General features: G+C 33.0%; 23 protein-coding genes. 20 read left to right on the forward strand and 3 right to left on the reverse strand.

Features of this window, described 5'->3' with window-relative positions; all coding sequences use genetic code 11:
• Nucleotides 1-15: 15 nt before the first annotated feature.
• The 3 genes from DS884_RS09755 to DS884_RS09765 all read right to left on the reverse strand — a co-directional run bounded on the left by DS884_RS09755 (nucleotide 16) and on the right by DS884_RS09765 (nucleotide 6,441).
• Complete coding sequence (locus tag DS884_RS09755) at nucleotides 16-1,497, reverse strand: SusD/RagB family nutrient-binding outer membrane lipoprotein (RefSeq protein ID WP_093868924.1); 1,482 nt, start codon at nucleotides 1,495-1,497, stop codon at nucleotides 16-18.
• A gap of 19 nt (nucleotides 1,498-1,516) precedes the next feature.
• Complete coding sequence (locus DS884_RS09760) at nucleotides 1,517-4,660, reverse strand: SusC/RagA family TonB-linked outer membrane protein (RefSeq protein WP_093868923.1); 3,144 nt, start codon at nucleotides 4,658-4,660, stop codon at nucleotides 1,517-1,519.
• Between the two features lie 146 nt (nucleotides 4,661-4,806).
• Nucleotides 4,807-6,441, reverse strand: coding sequence for a ShlB/FhaC/HecB family hemolysin secretion/activation protein (locus tag DS884_RS09765; protein WP_113786627.1), 1,635 nt, complete (start codon nucleotides 6,439-6,441; stop codon nucleotides 4,807-4,809).
• A gap of 173 nt (nucleotides 6,442-6,614) precedes the next feature.
• Here DS884_RS09765 and rpsL point away from each other — a divergent pair, with 173 nt between their 5' ends.
• The 20 genes from rpsL to rplF all read left to right on the forward strand — a co-directional run bounded on the left by rpsL (nucleotide 6,615) and on the right by rplF (nucleotide 17,786).
• Entirely contained in the window at nucleotides 6,615-6,989 is a 375-nt protein-coding gene (gene rpsL / locus DS884_RS09770; protein ID WP_093868921.1) for a 30S ribosomal protein S12, read from the forward strand.
• Between the two features lie 32 nt (nucleotides 6,990-7,021).
• Nucleotides 7,022-7,498 carry a 30S ribosomal protein S7 gene (gene rpsG / locus DS884_RS09775; RefSeq protein WP_093868920.1) on the forward strand — a complete coding sequence of 159 codons (477 nt, stop codon included), beginning with the start codon at nucleotides 7,022-7,024 and terminating at the stop codon, nucleotides 7,496-7,498.
• Nucleotides 7,499-7,503: 5 nt separating this feature from the next.
• A complete protein-coding gene (fusA, locus tag DS884_RS09780; RefSeq protein ID WP_093868919.1) occupies nucleotides 7,504-9,621 on the forward strand; it encodes an elongation factor G in 2,118 nt (705 codons plus the stop codon).
• Between the two features lie 5 nt (nucleotides 9,622-9,626).
• Nucleotides 9,627-9,932 carry a 30S ribosomal protein S10 gene (gene rpsJ, locus DS884_RS09785; RefSeq protein ID WP_075342599.1) on the forward strand — a complete coding sequence of 102 codons (306 nt, stop codon included), beginning with the start codon at nucleotides 9,627-9,629 and terminating at the stop codon, nucleotides 9,930-9,932.
• A 296-nt stretch (nucleotides 9,933-10,228) separates the two neighbouring features.
• Nucleotides 10,229-10,846, forward strand: coding sequence for a 50S ribosomal protein L3 (rplC, locus tag DS884_RS09790; protein WP_093868918.1), 618 nt, complete (start codon nucleotides 10,229-10,231; stop codon nucleotides 10,844-10,846).
• Nucleotides 10,846-11,475: a 50S ribosomal protein L4 gene (gene rplD, locus DS884_RS09795; RefSeq protein ID WP_093868917.1), complete on the forward strand. Its 630-nt coding sequence runs from the start codon at nucleotides 10,846-10,848 to the stop codon at nucleotides 11,473-11,475. Before rplC ends, rplD begins: the two co-directional genes overlap by 1 nt.
• Nucleotides 11,476-11,482: 7 nt before the next feature.
• Nucleotides 11,483-11,773: a 50S ribosomal protein L23 gene (rplW, locus tag DS884_RS09800; protein WP_093868916.1), complete on the forward strand. Its 291-nt coding sequence runs from the start codon at nucleotides 11,483-11,485 to the stop codon at nucleotides 11,771-11,773.
• 11 nt (nucleotides 11,774-11,784) lie between these two features.
• Nucleotides 11,785-12,609: a 50S ribosomal protein L2 gene (gene rplB / locus DS884_RS09805; RefSeq protein WP_093868915.1), complete on the forward strand. Its 825-nt coding sequence runs from the start codon at nucleotides 11,785-11,787 to the stop codon at nucleotides 12,607-12,609.
• Between the two features lie 6 nt (nucleotides 12,610-12,615).
• The gene (gene rpsS / locus DS884_RS09810; RefSeq protein WP_093868914.1) at nucleotides 12,616-12,894 is read left to right on the forward strand and encodes a 30S ribosomal protein S19; all 279 of its coding nucleotides are present in this window, start codon (nucleotides 12,616-12,618) and stop codon (nucleotides 12,892-12,894) included.
• Between the two features lie 9 nt (nucleotides 12,895-12,903).
• Nucleotides 12,904-13,308, forward strand: a complete 405-nt coding sequence (rplV, locus tag DS884_RS09815) for a 50S ribosomal protein L22 (protein WP_093868913.1) — start codon at nucleotides 12,904-12,906, stop codon at nucleotides 13,306-13,308.
• Nucleotides 13,309-13,319: 11 nt separating this feature from the next.
• Nucleotides 13,320-14,036 (forward strand): 30S ribosomal protein S3, encoded by a 717-nt coding sequence (rpsC, locus tag DS884_RS09820; RefSeq protein WP_093868912.1) that lies wholly within the window; start codon nucleotides 13,320-13,322, stop codon nucleotides 14,034-14,036.
• A gap of 21 nt (nucleotides 14,037-14,057) precedes the next feature.
• Nucleotides 14,058-14,489 carry a 50S ribosomal protein L16 gene (gene rplP / locus DS884_RS09825; protein WP_093868911.1) on the forward strand — a complete coding sequence of 144 codons (432 nt, stop codon included), beginning with the start codon at nucleotides 14,058-14,060 and terminating at the stop codon, nucleotides 14,487-14,489.
• 11 nt (nucleotides 14,490-14,500) lie between these two features.
• Nucleotides 14,501-14,692, forward strand: a complete 192-nt coding sequence (gene rpmC / locus DS884_RS09830) for a 50S ribosomal protein L29 (RefSeq protein ID WP_093868910.1) — start codon at nucleotides 14,501-14,503, stop codon at nucleotides 14,690-14,692.
• 18 nt (nucleotides 14,693-14,710) lie between these two features.
• Complete coding sequence (rpsQ, locus tag DS884_RS09835; protein WP_093868909.1) at nucleotides 14,711-14,968, forward strand: 30S ribosomal protein S17; 258 nt, start codon at nucleotides 14,711-14,713, stop codon at nucleotides 14,966-14,968.
• A gap of 1 nt (nucleotide 14,969) precedes the next feature.
• Nucleotides 14,970-15,338 carry a 50S ribosomal protein L14 gene (gene rplN, locus DS884_RS09840; RefSeq protein ID WP_093868908.1) on the forward strand — a complete coding sequence of 123 codons (369 nt, stop codon included), beginning with the start codon at nucleotides 14,970-14,972 and terminating at the stop codon, nucleotides 15,336-15,338.
• A gap of 13 nt (nucleotides 15,339-15,351) precedes the next feature.
• Nucleotides 15,352-15,660, forward strand: a complete 309-nt coding sequence (rplX, locus tag DS884_RS09845; protein ID WP_093868907.1) for a 50S ribosomal protein L24 — start codon at nucleotides 15,352-15,354, stop codon at nucleotides 15,658-15,660.
• A 2-nt stretch (nucleotides 15,661-15,662) separates the two neighbouring features.
• Nucleotides 15,663-16,214, forward strand: a complete 552-nt coding sequence (gene rplE, locus DS884_RS09850; RefSeq protein WP_093868906.1) for a 50S ribosomal protein L5 — start codon at nucleotides 15,663-15,665, stop codon at nucleotides 16,212-16,214.
• A gap of 3 nt (nucleotides 16,215-16,217) precedes the next feature.
• Nucleotides 16,218-16,487 carry a 30S ribosomal protein S14 gene (gene rpsN / locus DS884_RS09855; RefSeq protein WP_093868905.1) on the forward strand — a complete coding sequence of 90 codons (270 nt, stop codon included), beginning with the start codon at nucleotides 16,218-16,220 and terminating at the stop codon, nucleotides 16,485-16,487.
• A gap of 339 nt (nucleotides 16,488-16,826) precedes the next feature.
• On the forward strand, nucleotides 16,827-17,225 hold the full coding sequence (rpsH, locus tag DS884_RS09860; protein WP_093868904.1) for a 30S ribosomal protein S8: 399 nt from the start codon (nucleotides 16,827-16,829) through the stop codon (nucleotides 17,223-17,225).
• Nucleotides 17,226-17,240: 15 nt separating this feature from the next.
• Nucleotides 17,241-17,786, forward strand: a complete 546-nt coding sequence (gene rplF / locus DS884_RS09865) for a 50S ribosomal protein L6 (protein ID WP_093868903.1) — start codon at nucleotides 17,241-17,243, stop codon at nucleotides 17,784-17,786.
• Nucleotides 17,787-17,794: the final 8 nt, after the last annotated feature.

Below are 17,794 nucleotides of genomic sequence, written 5' to 3' on the forward strand. Positions count from 1 at the left end.
ATAATTTTTATACTTTTATTTATCCCACCATAATTTAGTGAATAAACCATCAGCACCTTGTGCAGCAACTGCAGCATCATAACTAGCTTTGTTTTGACTAGGCTCAGTTGAAGGATATGCATGTCTTGTAGGAATTTGATTAGTTCCATTTAAAGCATCAACAGCAGCTGTTAATACAGGGAAATCTAATCTTCTCCATTCAGCCCAAGCTTCATAAGGTTGGTAGAATAAAGAAATCCATTTTTGCTCAGCAATTTGATTCATATCAGTTGCAGCGTTATAAGCAACACCAGCAACACCTAAATAAGTTGTTGCATCAGCAGCTGAAACTCCCCATTGTTCTAAAGAAGCTTTAACTCCAGCTTCATAATAAGACTGAACAGTTCCAGAAATCCAGTTTAACTTGGCAGCTTCTGCTTTGTTAAATGAAACCTGAGCAAATGTGAATATAGGTAAAGATTTTGTTCCATTTTTGATTAAATCATCATTCATGAAAGACACATCAGCATTAGGAACAGATCCTGCTCCTGCCCATCCGTAACGTAAACCAACATAGTTTCCTGAAGAAGCAGCTGGAGCACCGAATTTAGGTAAACGAGGATCGTTTAAAGCTTGTAATCTGTTAACTAAAACATCACTTAAACATTCGTCAGTTCTACCAGAATCAACATAATCATCTTGGTAAGGGTTGTCATACTGGTCATCAGCGATACAAGCAAACATTATGTTTTCACTTGAAGATGTAATTGCACCAGCCATAGCTTGATTAAACATTGTAGCTGCGTAATCACCTGCATTAGGATAAACTTTAGCTAAACGAATAGCCATGTTCATTTTTAAAGTATTAGCAAACTTTTTCCATTTAGCCATGTCTCCTCCGAAAAAACTATCTCCAGAAGGACCTGCACCACCATCAATTTGAGCAAGAGCTTCGTCTATTTCTTTAAATAAATCTTTATAAATAAACTCTTGAGTATCATATTTTGGATTAGGAGTATTTACACCACCTAAAGCTTCAGTATATGGTAACATTCCCCATCTGTCAGTCATCCATTGGAAGTAGTAAGCTTTTAAAATTCTTGCTACAGCTATTTGGTTGTTGTTAGACCCATAAGCAGCCATTTCAGCAGGACTATTTGTATTAGCATCTATAATTGTTTTAAGAGCTAAAACAGGTTTGTTATAAATCCCTACATTTCCTTGTTGTCCAGTACCACTACCATTAATATTCCAACCAAAGTTGATTGTTTGATATCTAGACTCCTCAGTATATTGAGTCTGTGATAAATGTTGAACGTATAATGAAGGTGTAGCAGTTCCTGATAAACTCAAGGCACCTACTAATTTTGCTTGACTTGCAGTAAGTAAAGATGATGGTATAACCGCAGAAGGATTATTTAAGTTGTCATCAGTATTACCAAAGTCGTATGATTCACAGCTGTAGCCAACTACCAAAAAGGTAGCTAATGCTAAAGCTCTATATACATTTTTTCTCATTTTTTCTTAAAATTTTTAATTAAAATTTAACTTTAATATTCATACCAAATGTTCTACTACTTGGTAACTGTCCACCTTCTTCCCATCTTAAACCTGCATTGTTTACATTTTCAATCTCAGAAGGATCAACACCATCAACACTAGAATAAATTAACCATAAGTTGTTAGCGTAAGCATTAACTGTAATAGTTTCTATTGGAGTGTTTTCAAATATTTTCTTTGGGAAAGTATATCCTAAAGATAATTGTCTTAACTTAACGTAAGAAGCATCATAGATCCATCTTTCATGTAAAGCAAATAATCTTTTCCAATAAGTTTGGCTATCTACGAAGTAAGAAGCTGCACTTCCTGAAGTAGCGTCAACACCTTCTACTAAAACACCACCAGTTGTATTAGATACATTATTAGCATTTATTGAAGTTCCTGATGCAACAGCACCACTAGCATCTACTAATGGGTCTCTTACTGGGTTACCCTTAGCATTGTCTCCAACTGTAGCGATACCTAAACCAGCATAGTTGTTAAACATTTGAGTAACTGAGAAGTATTTTCCACCTTTTTGGAAATCAAGACTAAAAGATAAGTTAATTCCTTTATAGTTAAATGAGTTTGTTAAACCTCCAGTAAAATCAGGTAATAAGTTACCTAAATATTGGTTTTGATCAAATTGAATACTACCGGTACTACTTAATAGCATGTTTCCGTTAGCATCTCTTCTTATTTTTCTACCGTAAATAGCACCATATTCTTCACCTACTCTAGCTTCTATAGTTAAACCTCTCCATGAAGTATCAATTACGTCAGTTGTAATTGCTTCACCAGTTGTAGGGTTAACGTATAATTCATCAACTTGTCTTTTTAATGTAGCAAAGTTTAATCCAACATCCCAAGTAAAGTTTTCGTTTTTAATAGGAGTACCATTTATAGCAACCTCTATACCATTAGAAGAAAATTTTCCAGAGTTTACTGTAGATGCATTAAATCCTGTAGCTCCTGATAAAGGAATATCAATAGGTAAGTTAATATCTTTTCTATCAAAATATGTAATGTCTAAACCTAATCTGTTTCTGAAGAATTTTAATTCAGTACCAATTTCAAACTCTTGTCTTATACCTCCTTGAATACCAGCATTAGCTTGGGTAGCTGAAGGGAAAAATGGTACAACACCATTTAAAGAATTTCCAGTTTGGAATACGTTTTTAGTAGCATTGATGTTAGGGAAACTTGGAGCTTCAGCATAACCAACACGTAATTTACCAAAGCTTAACTCTTCTAAGTTAATTACTTTGTTAAATAAGAAACTTAAAGAACCTCCATAAGTTAATACTCTATTATCATTAGGGTTTGCAGTTGAGTTCCAGTCAGATCTTACTGTACCATCTAAGAATAACATATCATTATATCCAAGAGAAGCAGTTGCAAATAAACCTCTATTCTTTCTATTCCACTCTCTATTTGTATAAGTAGGTCTGTCTTTAGAAGAAGCTACTGTATATACACCAGGAATAGTTAAACCTCCACTAGTAGCACCGTCAATATATCTATCTTGCCATTGTCTTAATTCAGTACCAACAGAAGCAGTTAAATCTAAATTATCTGTAAGATCTTTGTTGTAAGTTGCCATTGCAAAAAATTCAGTTGAACTAATTGTACGGTCTCTTTCAGTAAAAGATGTTTGGTTTAATCCTCCAAAAGCAACTCTTGCATCAGATTTGTAAGTGTTTACAGTTCTTCTGATTTCAGTGTTTAATGTAATGTTATCAGTAATTTTATAGTTGATACCTACGTTACCATAAACAGCATTTTTAGTTTGGTTCTTAATATTTTGATCAGTTTCAAAATATGGAGAATCCCAATATAAAGGGTTAACATTAGAAGTACTTCTAATATTCCATGTGTAAAATTTACCTCCTTGGAAATATGAATCTCTTAATCTGTTCATATCCAATTGTCTTTGGAACCATTGGTTAAAGTTAGAAGCAATACTTCCATAACCACCAGTTGGGTCATTTAAAGTAGTTCTGTATTGGTAGTTGATGTTTGTGTAAACTTCAAGTTTGTCTGATACATCAAAACTAGCACTAGCACTTACTTGCTTTAAATTTCTTTTAGAGTTAGGTAAAACACCTTCAATGTCAACATTTCTTAATATAGTTTTAACACTATAACCATCTCCTCCTTTAGAAAAAGATAAAGTAGTATTATTTGTAATACCAGTGTTAAAGAAGTTTCTTACGTTATCTGGGTTAGCAGACCAAGGTCTTAAGTTACCAAATTCAGAAGAACCAGGTATCCAACTATCCCAATGCCTAACCATTCTTCCATCTAATTTAGGACCCCAAGATTCATCAGCTGCATAGTTAGGTATGTTTTGACCATTTAAAGTAGAAAAAGTTTGAGAATATCCACCACCATATTCATTTTGATATTCTGGTAAGATGTATACATTTGAAACTTGTAAAGCTTGGTCAATAACGAAAGATGTTTTTCCGTTTTTAGCTCTTTTAGTTGTAATTACAACAACCCCATTTTTACCAATAGGACCATATAATGCAGTAGCACCACTACCTTTAAGAACGTTAAGACTTTCAACATCATCAACATTAATATCTCCAGAATTGTCGATTTTTACACCATCAACAACATAAAGTAAATCACTTTCACCTCTTAAACGAATTAAAGCGTTTCCAAATCCAGAACTTGGAGCACCTAACATTTGTACACCGGCAACTTTACCAGCGATAGAGTTGTTAATGTCTACTTCTCTAGTTTGAGTAAGTTGTTCACCTTTTACAGTTTGTTGAGCAAAACCTAAACTTTTTGCTTCTCTCTTAATACCTAATGCTGTAACTACTACTTCGTTTAACACGTTATCATTTTCTAGTGTTACGTTAATAGTACTTGAAGCACCTACAATTTTTTCAGTAGTTTTCATACCAACAAAACTATAAACAAGAATATCCCCTTCTTTAGCTTTGATTGAGTATTTACCGTCAAAATCTGTTTCAGTACCTTGGGTAGACCCTTTTTTAAGTACAGACACCCCAGGTAAAGGTCCAGATTCATCGGAAACAGTACCTGAAATTGTTTTTTCTTGTGCAAAAGAAATTTGCACAACCAACGCTAATAGTAGCGTTAAAATTCCATTAAACTTTGTTTTCATTGCGTAATTGTTTGAATTAATTGCGTCAAAAGTCTTAAATAAAACTTAAAAAAACAACTAAATTGTTAACTAATTATTAAATAAGTTAACGAATTGTGAAATTTATTAATGCTATCGGGGCTTTGTGAGGTTTTTTTTAAAGATTATTAAAAATAATTAGATAATTTTAATGAAAGAAAAGAATTGTTGAGATTAAAGCTATTGTTATTTGATTTTCCTATAGAATATTCAATGTTTATTAAAGTGTTTTTCAATAGCTGTTTATAGCCTATTCCTAAGCTTGTTAAGTGATTGGTTTTGTTGTTTATATTTTTTAAGTAAGCATAGTCAAATAAGATGTACAATTGTGAGTTTTTTGATGTAATGTAACGGTATTCTGTATTTATGAATGTGTATTTTTTTGTAAAAAAACTTTGCTCATTAAATCCTCTAACACTATTAGCTCCTCCAATTCTAAATAATTCGTTGATCAAATATTTCTTTGATTCTAAGTAACCAATTTCATTTTTTATATATAGAGAATTACGATTGTTTAGTGTAAAGCTTTTTTCTATTTCTGATTTAATTTTTAATTGTTTATGTGTTTGTTTGTTTGAGCTTCTGTTTCCGAATAAAGGAGTTACTTTAAATAGGAGATGTTTATCAGTGAATAAAGTTTTATTGTTTTTGATATTGTAAATGTATGAGATACCTATAAAGTAATTTGAATAGTCATTAATGTTAGGTGAATTTTGTAATTGCAATGTGTTAGTAGAGTTGGTTGAATTGTATGTAATTGCCACGGTTGATTTATGGTTTATTGTATATGCTATTTTTGAGTTGAATTTAGAATTTAAAAATGTAGAATCTTGTTTGTGTAGCTTAAATGACATACTTGGAGTTAGTGGAGTGTTAAATATATAAGGTAGCTCAGAAAATAATTCTATAGATTCGTTTTGTTTGTTGAATGATTTCCATGAGATCTTAAAAGTCTCTCCTGAGTTTAGTGTGTTGTTTAACAGTAGGTTAATGTGTCCATTTAGTTTAAAACCTTTTTTTTCTCCTTCAGATGTAAAGTTTATGATACCATCAAAATTACTCTTACTTTCTTTTTTTAGGTATAAAAATAGAATGGTTGAGTCCTTACTGAATAATAATTCTGGTTTTTTTATAGATTTAATGAAGTTTATTGATTTAAGTTTATCATCTATTTTTGATAATTTCTCTTTGCTTATTGTTGTTCTGTTATTAATGTTAAGGTAGTTTTTTATGTATGTATTTGGGAAACTGGTGTAGCCTTTAATAACGGTTTTGTCAATAAAACGTTTTTTTAGAAATGTGGTTTTTACATTAGCAAATAAAGTATCTCCCTTTAAATGTATGCTGTCAAGTTTTATCGAAGAAAAAGAATTTCCAAGATTGTCAAGTTCTTTTGTTTCATTTAGTAAAAACTCTTTTAGCTCTTTTGTTTTTATAAAGATGTTTTTATTCTTATAGTGAAGAGCAACTGTGTTTGTTTTATTGTTAAGCTTAAATAGGTAATTGAATTTTTTATTTTTAATATTTAAATGATAGTTGTGATTGAAATATCCAATTGATTTTAAGTTGTTAGAAATTTTACTGATTTCTTGGAGTAGATTTTTTTTTGATAAGTGCTTTTGTTTAAACTTAATTTTTTTTAACACTTTATCTTCAATAGAATCTTTTGAAAATACATTTAAATTAAATTCTTGAGCAGATGTTGTTTCAAAGATAATAAACAGAAAAGTGAATAGAATATATGTTCTTGTGTGTCTTTTCAATGTAAAGTTTTTTTAGCTAAAGTACATTTAATATTAAGTATTTAAGGAAATACTGGGTTGTTGTTTAAAAATAACTGGCTGATATTTGAATAATTAGAAATTAATCGTACATTTGCGCACTCTTAGAAATTAAGAGAAATTTTAGTACAAACGAAAAATAGTAATTAATTAGTATGCCAACTATTCAACAATTAGTTCGTAAAGGAAGAACCAAAATAACTAAGAAGAGTAAATCGGCTGCTTTATCGGCATGTCCTCAAAGACGTGGAGTTTGTACGCGTGTTTACACTACCACACCAAAAAAACCTAACTCAGCAATGCGTAAAGTAGCGCGTGTTAGATTAACAAATGGTAATGAAATCAATGCGTATATCCCAGGAGAAGGACATAACCTACAAGAGCACTCGATAGTATTAGTTAGAGGTGGAAGGGTAAAAGATTTGCCAGGTGTTAAGTATCACATTGTTCGTGGAGCATTAGATACAGCTGGAGTTGAGGGAAGAACTCAACGAAGATCAAAATACGGAGCAAAACGCCCAAAAAAGTAAATTTAAGATAGTAACTTTTTTAATGTAAAGACATGAGGAAAAGAAGAGCTAAAAAAAGAGTTTTATTACCAGATCCAAGGTTTAACGACCAGTTAGTAACACGTTTTGTGAACAACTTAATGTGGGATGGTAAGAAATCTGTAGCATTCAAAGTTTTTTACGATGCAATTGATATCGTAAATGAAAAGAAAACTGACGAGGAGAAGTCAGCTTTAGAAATTTGGAAAGATGGTTTGTCAAATGTGATGCCACACGTAGAAGTTCGTTCTCGTCGTGTAGGTGGAGCTACATTCCAGATTCCTATGCAAATTCGTCCAGACCGTAAAGTATCTATGGCTATTAAATGGATGGTTTCTTATGCGCGTAAGCGTAATGAAAAAACTATGGCACAACGTTTAGCTTCTGAGATTTTAGCAGCTGCTAAAGAAGAAGGTGCTGCAGTTAAAAAACGTACTGATACTCACAAAATGGCTGAGGCAAACAAAGCGTTCTCACACTTCAGATTTTAATAGAAATGGCTAGAGATTTAAAATATACTAGAAATATTGGTATTGCTGCGCATATTGATGCAGGTAAGACTACTACGACTGAGCGTGTATTATATTATACAGGTGTTAGTCATAAGATAGGTGAGGTACATGATGGTGCTGCAACTATGGACTGGATGGAGCAAGAGCAAGAAAGAGGTATTACAATTACTTCTGCTGCTACCACTTGTGAGTGGAAGTTCCCAGTTGAAAATGGAGAACCTACAAAAGATACTAAAGGATATCACTTTAATATAATTGATACTCCTGGTCACGTTGATTTTACAGTAGAGGTAAACCGTTCATTAAGAGTTCTTGATGGATTAGTTTTCTTATTTAGTGCGGTTGATGGTGTTGAGCCTCAATCTGAAACTAACTGGAGATTAGCAGATAACTATAAAGTTCCACGTATTGGGTTCGTTAATAAAATGGATCGTCAAGGTGCTAATTTTATGGCTGTTTGTCAACAAGTAAAAGACATGTTAAAGTCTAATGCTGTGCCAATTGTAATGAATATTGGAGATGAGGCAGATTTTAAAGGTATAGTAGATTTAGTAAAGAACCGTGCTATTGTATGGCATGATGCTACTCAAGGATCTACTTTTGATATTGTTGATATTCCAGAAGAATTAAAAGAAGAAGCTTCAGAATTACGTGGTAAACTTATTGAAGAAGTTGCTGCTTATGATGAAAATCTTTTAGAAAAATATATGGAAGATGAAGACTCTATTACTGAAGAAGAAGTGCATGCTGCTCTTCGTGCTGCTGTAATGGATATGTCAATCATTCCTATGATTTGTGGATCAGCGTTTAAAAATAAAGGTGTTCAGTTCTTATTAGATGCTGTATGTCGTTATTTACCTTCTCCATTAGATAAAGATGCAATTGTTGGAACTAATCCTGATAATGGTGAAGAGCTTACTCGTAAGCCAGATGTAAAAGAGCCTTTTGCTGCTTTAGCATTTAAAATTGCTACTGATCCTTTCGTAGGACGTTTAGCTTTCTTTAGATCTTACTCTGGTCGTTTAGATGCTGGGTCTTATGTTTTAAATAACCGTTCAGGGAAAAAAGAACGTATTTCTCGTATCTATCAAATGCACGCTAATAAGCAAAATGCAATCGATTTTATCGAAGCAGGTGATATTGGTGCTGCTGTAGGATTTAAGTCAATTAAAACTGGTGATACTTTATCAGATGAAAAACACCCTATAGTGTTAGAGTCTATGGATTTTCCAGATCCAGTAATTGGTATTGCTGTTGAACCTAAAACTAAAGCGGATGTTGATAAATTAGGTATGTCTTTAGCTAAGTTAGCAGAAGAAGATCCTACTTTTACCGTTAGAACTGATGAAGCGTCAGGGCAAACTATTATCTCAGGAATGGGAGAGTTACACCTTGATATCATTGTTGATCGTTTAAAGCGTGAGTTTAAAGTAGAGGTTAACGAAGGTCAACCTCAAGTAGAGTACAAAGAAGCTATTACTGCAGTTGCTGATCATAGAGAAGTTTATAAAAAACAATCTGGTGGACGTGGTAAATTTGCTGATATTGTATTTACTATGGAACCTGCAGATGAAGGTGTTCAAGGGTTGCAATTTGAATCTATAATTAAAGGTGGTAACGTTCCTAAGGAATTTGTACCGTCAGTAGAAAAAGGATTCAAAGAAGCAATGAAGAATGGTCCTTTAGCTGGTTACGAAATGGATTCTATGAAAGTTACTTTAAAAGATGGATCTTTCCACCCTGTGGATTCTGATCAGTTATCTTTTGAATTGGCTGCAAAAATGGGATATAAAGCTGCTGCAAAAGCTGCAAGAGCTAAAATCATGGAGCCATTAATGAAATTAGAAGTATTGACTCCTGAAGAAAACATGGGAGACATTGTAGGAGATTTAAATAGAAGACGTGGTCAAGTGTCTGACATGAGTGATCGTGCAGGTTCAAAAGTTGTTAAAGCTTTAGTTCCATTATCAGAAATGTTTGGTTATGTTACAGCATTAAGAACAATGTCTTCAGGTAGAGCAACTTCAACTATGGAATTTTCTCATTATGCAGAAACTCCAAATAATATTTCAGAAGAAGTAATTGCAAACGCAAAAGGTTAATTAAGATGAGTCAAAAAATTAGAATAAAATTAAAATCTTACGATTATAATTTAGTAGATAAGTCTGCTGAGAAAATCGTAAAGACAGTGAAAAGTACTGGAGCGGTTGTAAATGGACCAATTCCATTACCAACTCATAAAAAGATTTTTACAGTATTACGTTCACCACACGTAAATAAAAAATCAAGAGAACAATTTCAATTATCTGCTTACAAGCGTTTGTTAGATATTTATAGTTCTTCTTCAAAAACTATTGATGCTTTAATGAAACTTGAGTTACCAAGTGGAGTAGAAGTTGAGATTAAAGTATAAGTAAATCAATAACTTTCGGTTTAATTTTGTTAAGCCGAAAGTTTTTTTTACTTTTGCACACCGAAATTTAAGTATTTCGATATTTTTTCTATTTGTTTTAATAGAAAAAAGACATGTCCTGAGGGTTTCGCAAGGGAAAAACGGTAAAACACAAAATAGTTAGAGCTAAAAGTGTTTACGCTCTTTTTTTTTACGTAAAACTTGAAAGTAATGTCAAACTGAAACATTTGTTTCAAACAATTTATATTAATAGACGCGCTGGATAAAATAAATCTATCGTCTGAAAATTAACAAATATGTCTGGGTTAATAGGAAGAAAAGTAGGAATGACCAGCTTATTCGATGAGAACGGGAAAAATATTCCTTGTACTGTAATCGAAGCGGGTCCTTGCGTCGTTACCCAAGTCAGAACCGAAGAGGTTGACGGCTATAACGCGTTACAACTTGGTTTCGATGACAAAAAAGCAAAAAGCTCAAATAAAGCTTTAGATGGTCACTTTAAAAAAGCTGGCACAACTGCTAAAAGAAAAGTCATTGAATTTCAAGGATTCGAAGGAGAGTACAAATTAGGAGATTCAGTTACTGTTGAGTATTTTGCAGAAGGAGAGTTTGTAGATGTATCAGGAGTTTCAAAAGGTAAAGGTTTTCAAGGTGTTGTAAAACGTCATGGATTTGCTGGAGTTGGACAAGCAACTCACGGTCAGCACAATCGTTTAAGAGCGCCAGGTTCTATTGGTGCTGCTTCATACCCTGCAAGAGTATTTAAAGGAATGCGTATGGCAGGACGTATGGGAGGAGATAATGTAAAAGTTCAAAATTTAAGAGTATTGAAAGTGGTTCCAGAAAAGAACCTTATCGTTGTTAAAGGAGCAATTCCAGGACACAAGAACTCTTACGTAACTATTGAGAAATAATGAAAGTAGCAGTATTAGATATTACAGGAAAAGATACTGGTAGAAAAGTTGAACTTTCTAGCGAAGTATTCGGAATTGAACCAAACGATCACGCGATTTATTTAGATGTTAAACAGTACTTGGCTAACCAAAGACAAGGTACTCATAAGTCTAAAGAAAGAGCTGAAATAGCAGGTAGTACAAGAAAGATTAAAAAACAAAAAGGAACTGGTACTGCAAGAGCAGGATCTATCAAGTCTGGTGTTTTTAGAGGTGGAGGACGTATGTTCGGGCCAAGACCAAGAAACTATTCTTTCAAATTAAATAAAAACTTAAAGCGTTTAGCTCGTAAATCAGCTTTAAGTATTCAAGCAAAAGATAATAATTTAGTAGTTGTTGAAGATTTCAATTTTGAAGCTCCAAGAACTAAAGAATTTATTAATGTATTAAAAGCTTTAGAATTAGATTCAAAGAAATCTTTATTTGTTTTAACTGAAGAAAGTAAAAATGTTTACTTATCATCAAGAAACTTAAAAAAGTCTAAAGTTGTAAATGCTACAGGTATTAATACTTACAATGTTTTAAACGCAAGTAAAGTAGTTATAGCTGAAAGCTCATTAGAAGGAATTGAATCTAATTTAAGTAAATAGGGAAGAAATGAGTATTTTAATTAAACCTATTATTACGGAAAAAGCTACAAATGATAGCGAGGTATTTAACCGTTATACATTTGTTGTAAATAAGAAAGCTAACAAAGTTGAAATCAAAGGTGCTATTGAAGCTACCTATGGTGTAGCAGTATCTGCTGTTAGAACTATGAACCATCCTGCTGAAAGAAAAACTAAATACACTAAAAAAGGTTTAGTATCTGGATTAACAAGTGGTTATAAAAAAGCAGTTGTACAGTTAGCAGAAGGAGAAACTATTGATTTTTATAACAATCTTTAAGAAAAGACAGAATGTCAGTTAGAAAATTAAAACCAATAACACCAGGTCAGCGTTTTAGAGTAGTGAATGGGTTCGACACCATTACTACTGATAAGCCGGAGAAATCTTTATTAGCTCCGAAAAAACGATCTGGAGGTCGAAACAATCAGGGAAGAATGACTACACGTAATATCGGTGGTGGTCATAAGCAAAAATACCGTATTATCGATTTCAAAAGAGATAAAGAAGGTATCCCTGCAACAGTAAAAACTATTGAGTACGATCCAAATCGTACTGCATTTATTGCCTTAGTTAGTTATGCTGATGGAGAAAAGCGTTATGTAATTGCACAAAACGGATTAAAAGTAGGTCAAACTATCGTTTCAGGTAAAGAATCTACTCCAGATGTGGGTAATGCTATGTACTTAAGTGATATTCCTTTAGGAACAACTATTTCATGTATTGAATTACATCCAGGTCAAGGAGCTGTTATGGCTCGTTCTGCTGGTTCTTTTGCTCAATTAATGGCAAGAGATGGTAAGTACGCTACTGTTAAGTTACCTTCAGGAGAAACAAGATTAATCTTATTAACTTGTAAAGCTGTTATAGGAGTTGTATCTAATTCAGATCATCAATTATTAGTATCTGGTAAAGCAGGTAGAAGTAGATGGTTAGGTAAGCGTCCTAGAACTAATGCTGTAAGAATGAATCCAGTTGATCACCCAATGGGAGGTGGTGAAGGACGTTCATCAGGAGGTCATCCAAGATCTAGAAATGGTATACCAGCTAAAGGATACAAAACTAGATCTAAGACTAAAGCTAGTAACAAGTATATCATAGAACGTAGAAAGAAATAATAAATCATGGCAAGATCATTAAAAAAAGGACCTTACGTTCACTACAAGTTAGAGAAAAAAGTGATGGCTAATGTTGAAGCAGGAAGTAAATCAGTTATTAAAACTTGGTCAAGAGCAAGTATGATTACACCTGACTTTGTTGGACAAACAATTGCAGTTCATAACGGACGTCAATTTGTTCCAGTATATGTTACTGAAAACATGGTAGGTCATAAATTAGGAGAATTTTCACCAACTCGTTCTTTTAGAGGACATGCAGGTGCAAAAAATAAAGGTAAAAAATAGTAGGAAATTATGGGAAGTCGTAAACATAACATGGCAACACAGTTAAAAGAAGCGAGAAAGCAAAGAGCTTTTGCAAAGCTTACTAACTGTCCTACATCACCAAGGAAAATGCGCTTGGTGGCTGATTTGGTAAGAGGAGTAGAGGTTGAAAAAGCTTTACAAATCTTGAAGTTTAGTCCTAAAGAAGCATCTAGAAATTTAGAGAAATTGTTAATGTCTGCAATTGCAAACTGGCAAGCTAAAAATGAAGATGCAAGTATTGAAGAGGCTGGATTATTCGTGAAATCTATTTGTGTAGATAGCGCAGGAATGTTAAAAAGATTAAGACCAGCTCCACAAGGGCGTGCACATAGAATAAGAAAACGTTCTAATCACGTAACTTTAGAGTTAGGAGCTAAAAATAAAAGTAATTAATCAAAGTAGAAATGGGACAAAAAACAAATCCAATAGGAAATCGTTTAGGAATTATCAGAGGATGGGAATCTAACTGGTATGGTGGAAATGACTACGGAGATAAAATTGCTGAAGATGACAAGATAAGAAAGTATATTTATGCTAGATTATCTAAAGCAAGTGTTTCTCGTGTAATAATAGAGCGTACTTTAAAACTTGTAACCGTTACTATCACTACTGCACGTCCAGGTATCATTATTGGTAAAGGAGGTCAAGAGGTAGACAAGTTAAAAGAAGAGCTTAAAAAAATTACTGGGAAAGAAGTTCAAATTAATATTTTTGAAATTAAGCGTCCTGAATTAGATGCTAAATTAGTTGCAGCTAGTGTTGCACGTCAAATTGAAAATAGAATTTCTTACAAGAGAGCTACGAAAATGGCTATTGCTGCTGCAATTAGAATGAATGCTGAAGGGATTAAAATCCAATTATCAGGTCGTTTAAATGGAGCTGAAATGGCACGTTCTGAACATTATAAAGAAGGAAGAATTCCTCTTTCTACTTTTAGAGCAGATATCGATTATGCACTTGTTGAATCGCATACTACATACGGAAGAATTGGTGTGAAAGTATGGATAATGAAAGGTGAGGTTTATGGTAAACGTGAACTATCTCCATTAGTAGGATTATCTAAGCAAAAAGGAAATTCTAATAAAGGAGGAGGAAAACGTCAACCTCGCAGAAGAAAATAATTTTTTTAAAAGAAATTACACATGTTACAGCCAAAAAGAGTAAAATTCCGTAAAGTCCAGAAGGGTAAGGGAAATATGAGCGGTAACTCTGGTAGAGGTACTCAACTTTCTAATGGAATGTTTGGGATCAAATCTTTAGACCAGAATTTACTTACATCTCGTCAGATTGAAGCAGCACGTATTGCAGCAACTCGTCATATGAAAAGAGAAGGGCAGCTTTGGATTAAAATATTTCCAGACAAGCCAATAACTAAAAAGCCTTTAGAGGTACGTATGGGTAAGGGTAAAGGAGCACCTGATCATTTCGTGTCAGTAGTTAAACCAGGTAGAATTTTGTTCGAAGTTGGTGGAGTACCAATGGATGTTGCAAAAGAAGCTTTACGTTTAGCAGCTCAGAAACTTCCAGTAAAAACGAAGTTTGTTATCGCAAGAGATTTTGATTTTAACGCTTAATTCTATATAAAATGAAACAATCAGAAATTAAAGAATTATCTATCGCAGACTTACAAGAACAGTTAGTAGCGTTAAAGAAAAATTATACGGATCTTAAGATGGCTCATGCCATAACTCCATTGGAAAACCCATTGCAGTTAAGAAGCTTAAGAAAAACTGTAGCAAGAATTGCTACAGAATTAACTAAAAGAGAATTACAATAATTCTAGTCAGTTTTAAAGATGGAAAAAAGAAATCTTAGAAAAGAGAGAATAGGTGTTGTATCTAGTAGCAAAATGGAGAAATCTATCGTTGTTAATGAGGTAAAAAGAGTAAAGCACCCAATGTACGGTAAGTTCGTTTTAAAAACGAAGAAGTATGTTGCACATGACGAGAATAACGATTGCAACGAAGGTGATACTGTTAAAATAATGGAAACTCGTCCATTAAGTAAATCTAAACGTTGGAGATTAGTAGAAATCCTAGAAAGAGCTAAATAATATGTTACAAACAGAATCAAGATTAAAAGTAGCAGATAACACTGGAGCAAAAGAAGTTTTAGTGATTAGAGTTTTAGGTGGAACAAAAAAGCGTTACGCTAGCGTTGGAGATAAAATCGTTGTTACGGTAAAATCTGCAACTCCAAACGGAACTGTAAAGAAGGGTCAAGTATCTCGTGCAGTTGTTGTTCGTACTAAGAAAGAAGTTAGACGTAAAGACGGATCTTATATTAGATTTGACGATAATGCTTGTGTACTTTTAAATCCTACTGAGGAAATGAGAGGTACTCGTGTATTTGGACCTGTTGCTCGTGAATTACGTGAGAAGCAGTTTATGAAGATTGTATCATTAGCACCTGAAGTGCTTTAATATCGTATTTAAGATGAAGAAGTTCAAAATCAAATCAGGAGATACTGTTAAAGTAATAGCAGGAGATCACAAAGGATCAGAAGGTAAAGTTTTACAAATCCTTAAAGATAAAGATAGAGTTGTAGTAGAGGGAGTAAATATGGTTTCTAAACATACTAAACCTAGCGCAACAAATCCACAAGGAGGAATTGTAAAAAAGGAAGCTTCTTTACACATATCTAATGTAGCATTAGTTGAAAACAACGAAGCTGTAAGAGTTGGATATAAAGTAGAAGGAGATAAAAAAGTAAGATTTTCAAAAAAATCAGATAAAGCAATATAACCATGAGTTACGTACCAAGATTAAAAGAAGAGTACAAGAGCAGAGTTATCAAGGCTCTTACTGATGAATTTGGTTATAGCAATGTAATGCAAGTTCCTAAATTACAGAAAATTGTAGTAAGTAAAGGAGTAGGTGCAGCTATAGCAGATAAGAAATTAATTGAATATGCTATTGATGAGTTAACAAGAATAACTGGTCAAAAAGCAGTTCCAACAATTTCTAAAAAGGATGTTGCAAACTTTAAATTACGTAAAGGTATGCCAATTGGTGCAAAAGTTACGTTAAGAGGAGTTGTAATGTATGAATTTTTAGACCGTTTAGTAACAGCCTCTTTACCACGTGTAAGAGACTTTAACGGAATTAAAGCAAATGGTTTTGATGGTAGAGGTAATTACAATTTAGGAATTACTGAACAAATCATCTACCCAGAGATTAATATTGACCAAGTTAAAAAAATCAGTGGAATGGATATTACTTTTGTAACATCTGCAAATACTGATAAAGAAGCAAAGTCATTATTAGGAGAATTAGGTTTACCATTTAAAAAGAATTAAAAGATGGCTAAAGAATCAATGAAAGCGCGTGAGCGCAAAAGAGCTAAAATGGTTGAAAAGTATGCTGAAAAGAGAAAAGCTTTAAAAGAAGCTGGAGACTACGAAGCATTACAAAAATTACCAAAGAATGCATCACCAATTAGAAAGCACAACCGTTGTAAATTAACTGGTCGTCCAAAAGGGTATATGCGTCAGTTCGGAATTTCACGTGTAACTTTCCGTGAAATGGCTAATCAAGGGTTAATCCCAGGAGTAAAAAAAGCAAGCTGGTAACAGTGTTTTACTATAGAAACAAGGTGTATAATTTTAAATTATGCACCTTTTTTTTGTTTTTAATATTATTTTTATACTTAAATGACCAAAAAAGTATTCAAATATTAGCCAATAAATTCAAAGTCAAAACGATAATTGACTAAAACATTTTTTTTTCAAAAAGTTTATGTATATTTGCACTCTGTTTTTTATAGGGTAAATTCCGTCTTGTAAGTAACTGTTAGTAAAATAGCAAAGCCTTGTAAGTAATTTATTTCTGAAAAGCAAAAAATGAATATTAACTGGTTTCAGGTTCAATAGCCATAATTATTGAAAACCAAAACCGAAAATTAATTAATTATGTACACAGATCCAATCGCGGATTTTCTTACTCGTGTCAGAAATGCTATCGCAGCTGGTCATAGAGTAGTAGAGATTCCTGCTTCAAAATTGAAGAAGGAAATGACGAAAATTTTGTTCGATCAAGGTTACGTTTTAAGTTATCAGTTCAATGAAGATAAAGTTCAAGGAACTATCAAGATAGCTTTAAAATATGACAGAGAGACAAAAGAATCAGTAATCAGAAAAATTCAGAGAATTTCAACACCAGGTTTACGTAAATACGTTGGCGCTAAAGAAATGCCAAGAGTATTAAACGGATTAGGTATTGCTATTGTTTCTACATCTAGAGGTGTAATGACAAACAAAAAAGCAAGACTTGAAAATGTTGGTGGAGAAGTTTTATGTTACGTTTACTAAAATACATTTTGTAAAATGAGTAGAATAGGAAAAAATCCAATCGCATTACCACAAGGTGTTGAAGTTAAAGTAGACGGGAACGTGGTTACAGTTAAAGGTAAATTAGGTGAATTAACTCAAGAGTTAAAATCTGGTATTACTGCAAAAATCGAAGATGGTATTTTAACAGTTGAAAGATCATCAGAAAGTAAAGACGATAGATCAGCACATGGTTTATATCGTGCTTTAATCAATAATATGATTGAGGGAGTTTCTAAAGGTTATACCAAAGAACTAGAATTAGTTGGTGTAGGTTATAGAGCATCTAATCAAGGTCAAAAATTAGAATTGGCTTTAGGTTTCTCTCATAGTATTACTTTAAATTTAGCTCCAGAAGTTAAGGTTGAGACAGTATCTGAAAAAGGTAAAAATCCAATCATTAAATTATCTTCATTTGACAAGCAATTAGTTGGTCAAGTAGCAGCAAAAATTCGTTCTTTCCGTAAGCCAGAGCCTTATAAAGGAAAAGGAATTAAGTTTGTAGGAGAAGTATTAAGAAGAAAAGCAGGTAAATCTGCATAATAAATAAG

This window comes from Tenacibaculum sp. E3R01, from assembly GCF_003318185.1.
Classification (GTDB): domain Bacteria; phylum Bacteroidota; class Bacteroidia; order Flavobacteriales; family Flavobacteriaceae; genus Polaribacter; species Polaribacter halocynthiae.

Bases quoted from the DNA above. Each gene is read 5' to 3' on its own strand.
- DS884_RS09755 (WP_093868924.1), bottom strand. From the start codon at position 1,497: ATGAGAAAAAATGTATATAGAGCTTTAGCATTAGCTACCTTTTTGGTA.
- DS884_RS09760 (WP_093868923.1), bottom strand. From the start codon at position 4,660: ATGAAAACAAAGTTTAATGGAATTTTAACGCTACTATTAGCGTTGGTT.
- rpsL (WP_093868921.1), top strand. From the start codon at position 6,615: ATGCCAACTATTCAACAATTAGTTCGTAAAGGAAGAACCAAAATAACT.
- rpsG (WP_093868920.1), top strand. From the start codon at position 7,022: ATGAGGAAAAGAAGAGCTAAAAAAAGAGTTTTATTACCAGATCCAAGG.
- fusA (WP_093868919.1), top strand. From the start codon at position 7,504: ATGGCTAGAGATTTAAAATATACTAGAAATATTGGTATTGCTGCGCAT.
- rpsJ (WP_075342599.1), top strand. From the start codon at position 9,627: ATGAGTCAAAAAATTAGAATAAAATTAAAATCTTACGATTATAATTTA.
- rplC (WP_093868918.1), top strand. From the start codon at position 10,229: ATGTCTGGGTTAATAGGAAGAAAAGTAGGAATGACCAGCTTATTCGAT.
- rplD (WP_093868917.1), top strand. From the start codon at position 10,846: ATGAAAGTAGCAGTATTAGATATTACAGGAAAAGATACTGGTAGAAAA.
- rplW (WP_093868916.1), top strand. From the start codon at position 11,483: ATGAGTATTTTAATTAAACCTATTATTACGGAAAAAGCTACAAATGAT.
- rplB (WP_093868915.1), top strand. From the start codon at position 11,785: ATGTCAGTTAGAAAATTAAAACCAATAACACCAGGTCAGCGTTTTAGA.
- rpsS (WP_093868914.1), top strand. From the start codon at position 12,616: ATGGCAAGATCATTAAAAAAAGGACCTTACGTTCACTACAAGTTAGAG.
- rplV (WP_093868913.1), top strand. From the start codon at position 12,904: ATGGGAAGTCGTAAACATAACATGGCAACACAGTTAAAAGAAGCGAGA.
- rpsC (WP_093868912.1), top strand. From the start codon at position 13,320: ATGGGACAAAAAACAAATCCAATAGGAAATCGTTTAGGAATTATCAGA.
- rplP (WP_093868911.1), top strand. From the start codon at position 14,058: ATGTTACAGCCAAAAAGAGTAAAATTCCGTAAAGTCCAGAAGGGTAAG.
- rpmC (WP_093868910.1), top strand. From the start codon at position 14,501: ATGAAACAATCAGAAATTAAAGAATTATCTATCGCAGACTTACAAGAA.
- rpsQ (WP_093868909.1), top strand. From the start codon at position 14,711: ATGGAAAAAAGAAATCTTAGAAAAGAGAGAATAGGTGTTGTATCTAGT.
- rplN (WP_093868908.1), top strand. From the start codon at position 14,970: ATGTTACAAACAGAATCAAGATTAAAAGTAGCAGATAACACTGGAGCA.
- rplX (WP_093868907.1), top strand. From the start codon at position 15,352: ATGAAGAAGTTCAAAATCAAATCAGGAGATACTGTTAAAGTAATAGCA.
- rplE (WP_093868906.1), top strand. From the start codon at position 15,663: ATGAGTTACGTACCAAGATTAAAAGAAGAGTACAAGAGCAGAGTTATC.
- rpsN (WP_093868905.1), top strand. From the start codon at position 16,218: ATGGCTAAAGAATCAATGAAAGCGCGTGAGCGCAAAAGAGCTAAAATG.
- rpsH (WP_093868904.1), top strand. From the start codon at position 16,827: ATGTACACAGATCCAATCGCGGATTTTCTTACTCGTGTCAGAAATGCT.
- rplF (WP_093868903.1), top strand. From the start codon at position 17,241: ATGAGTAGAATAGGAAAAAATCCAATCGCATTACCACAAGGTGTTGAA.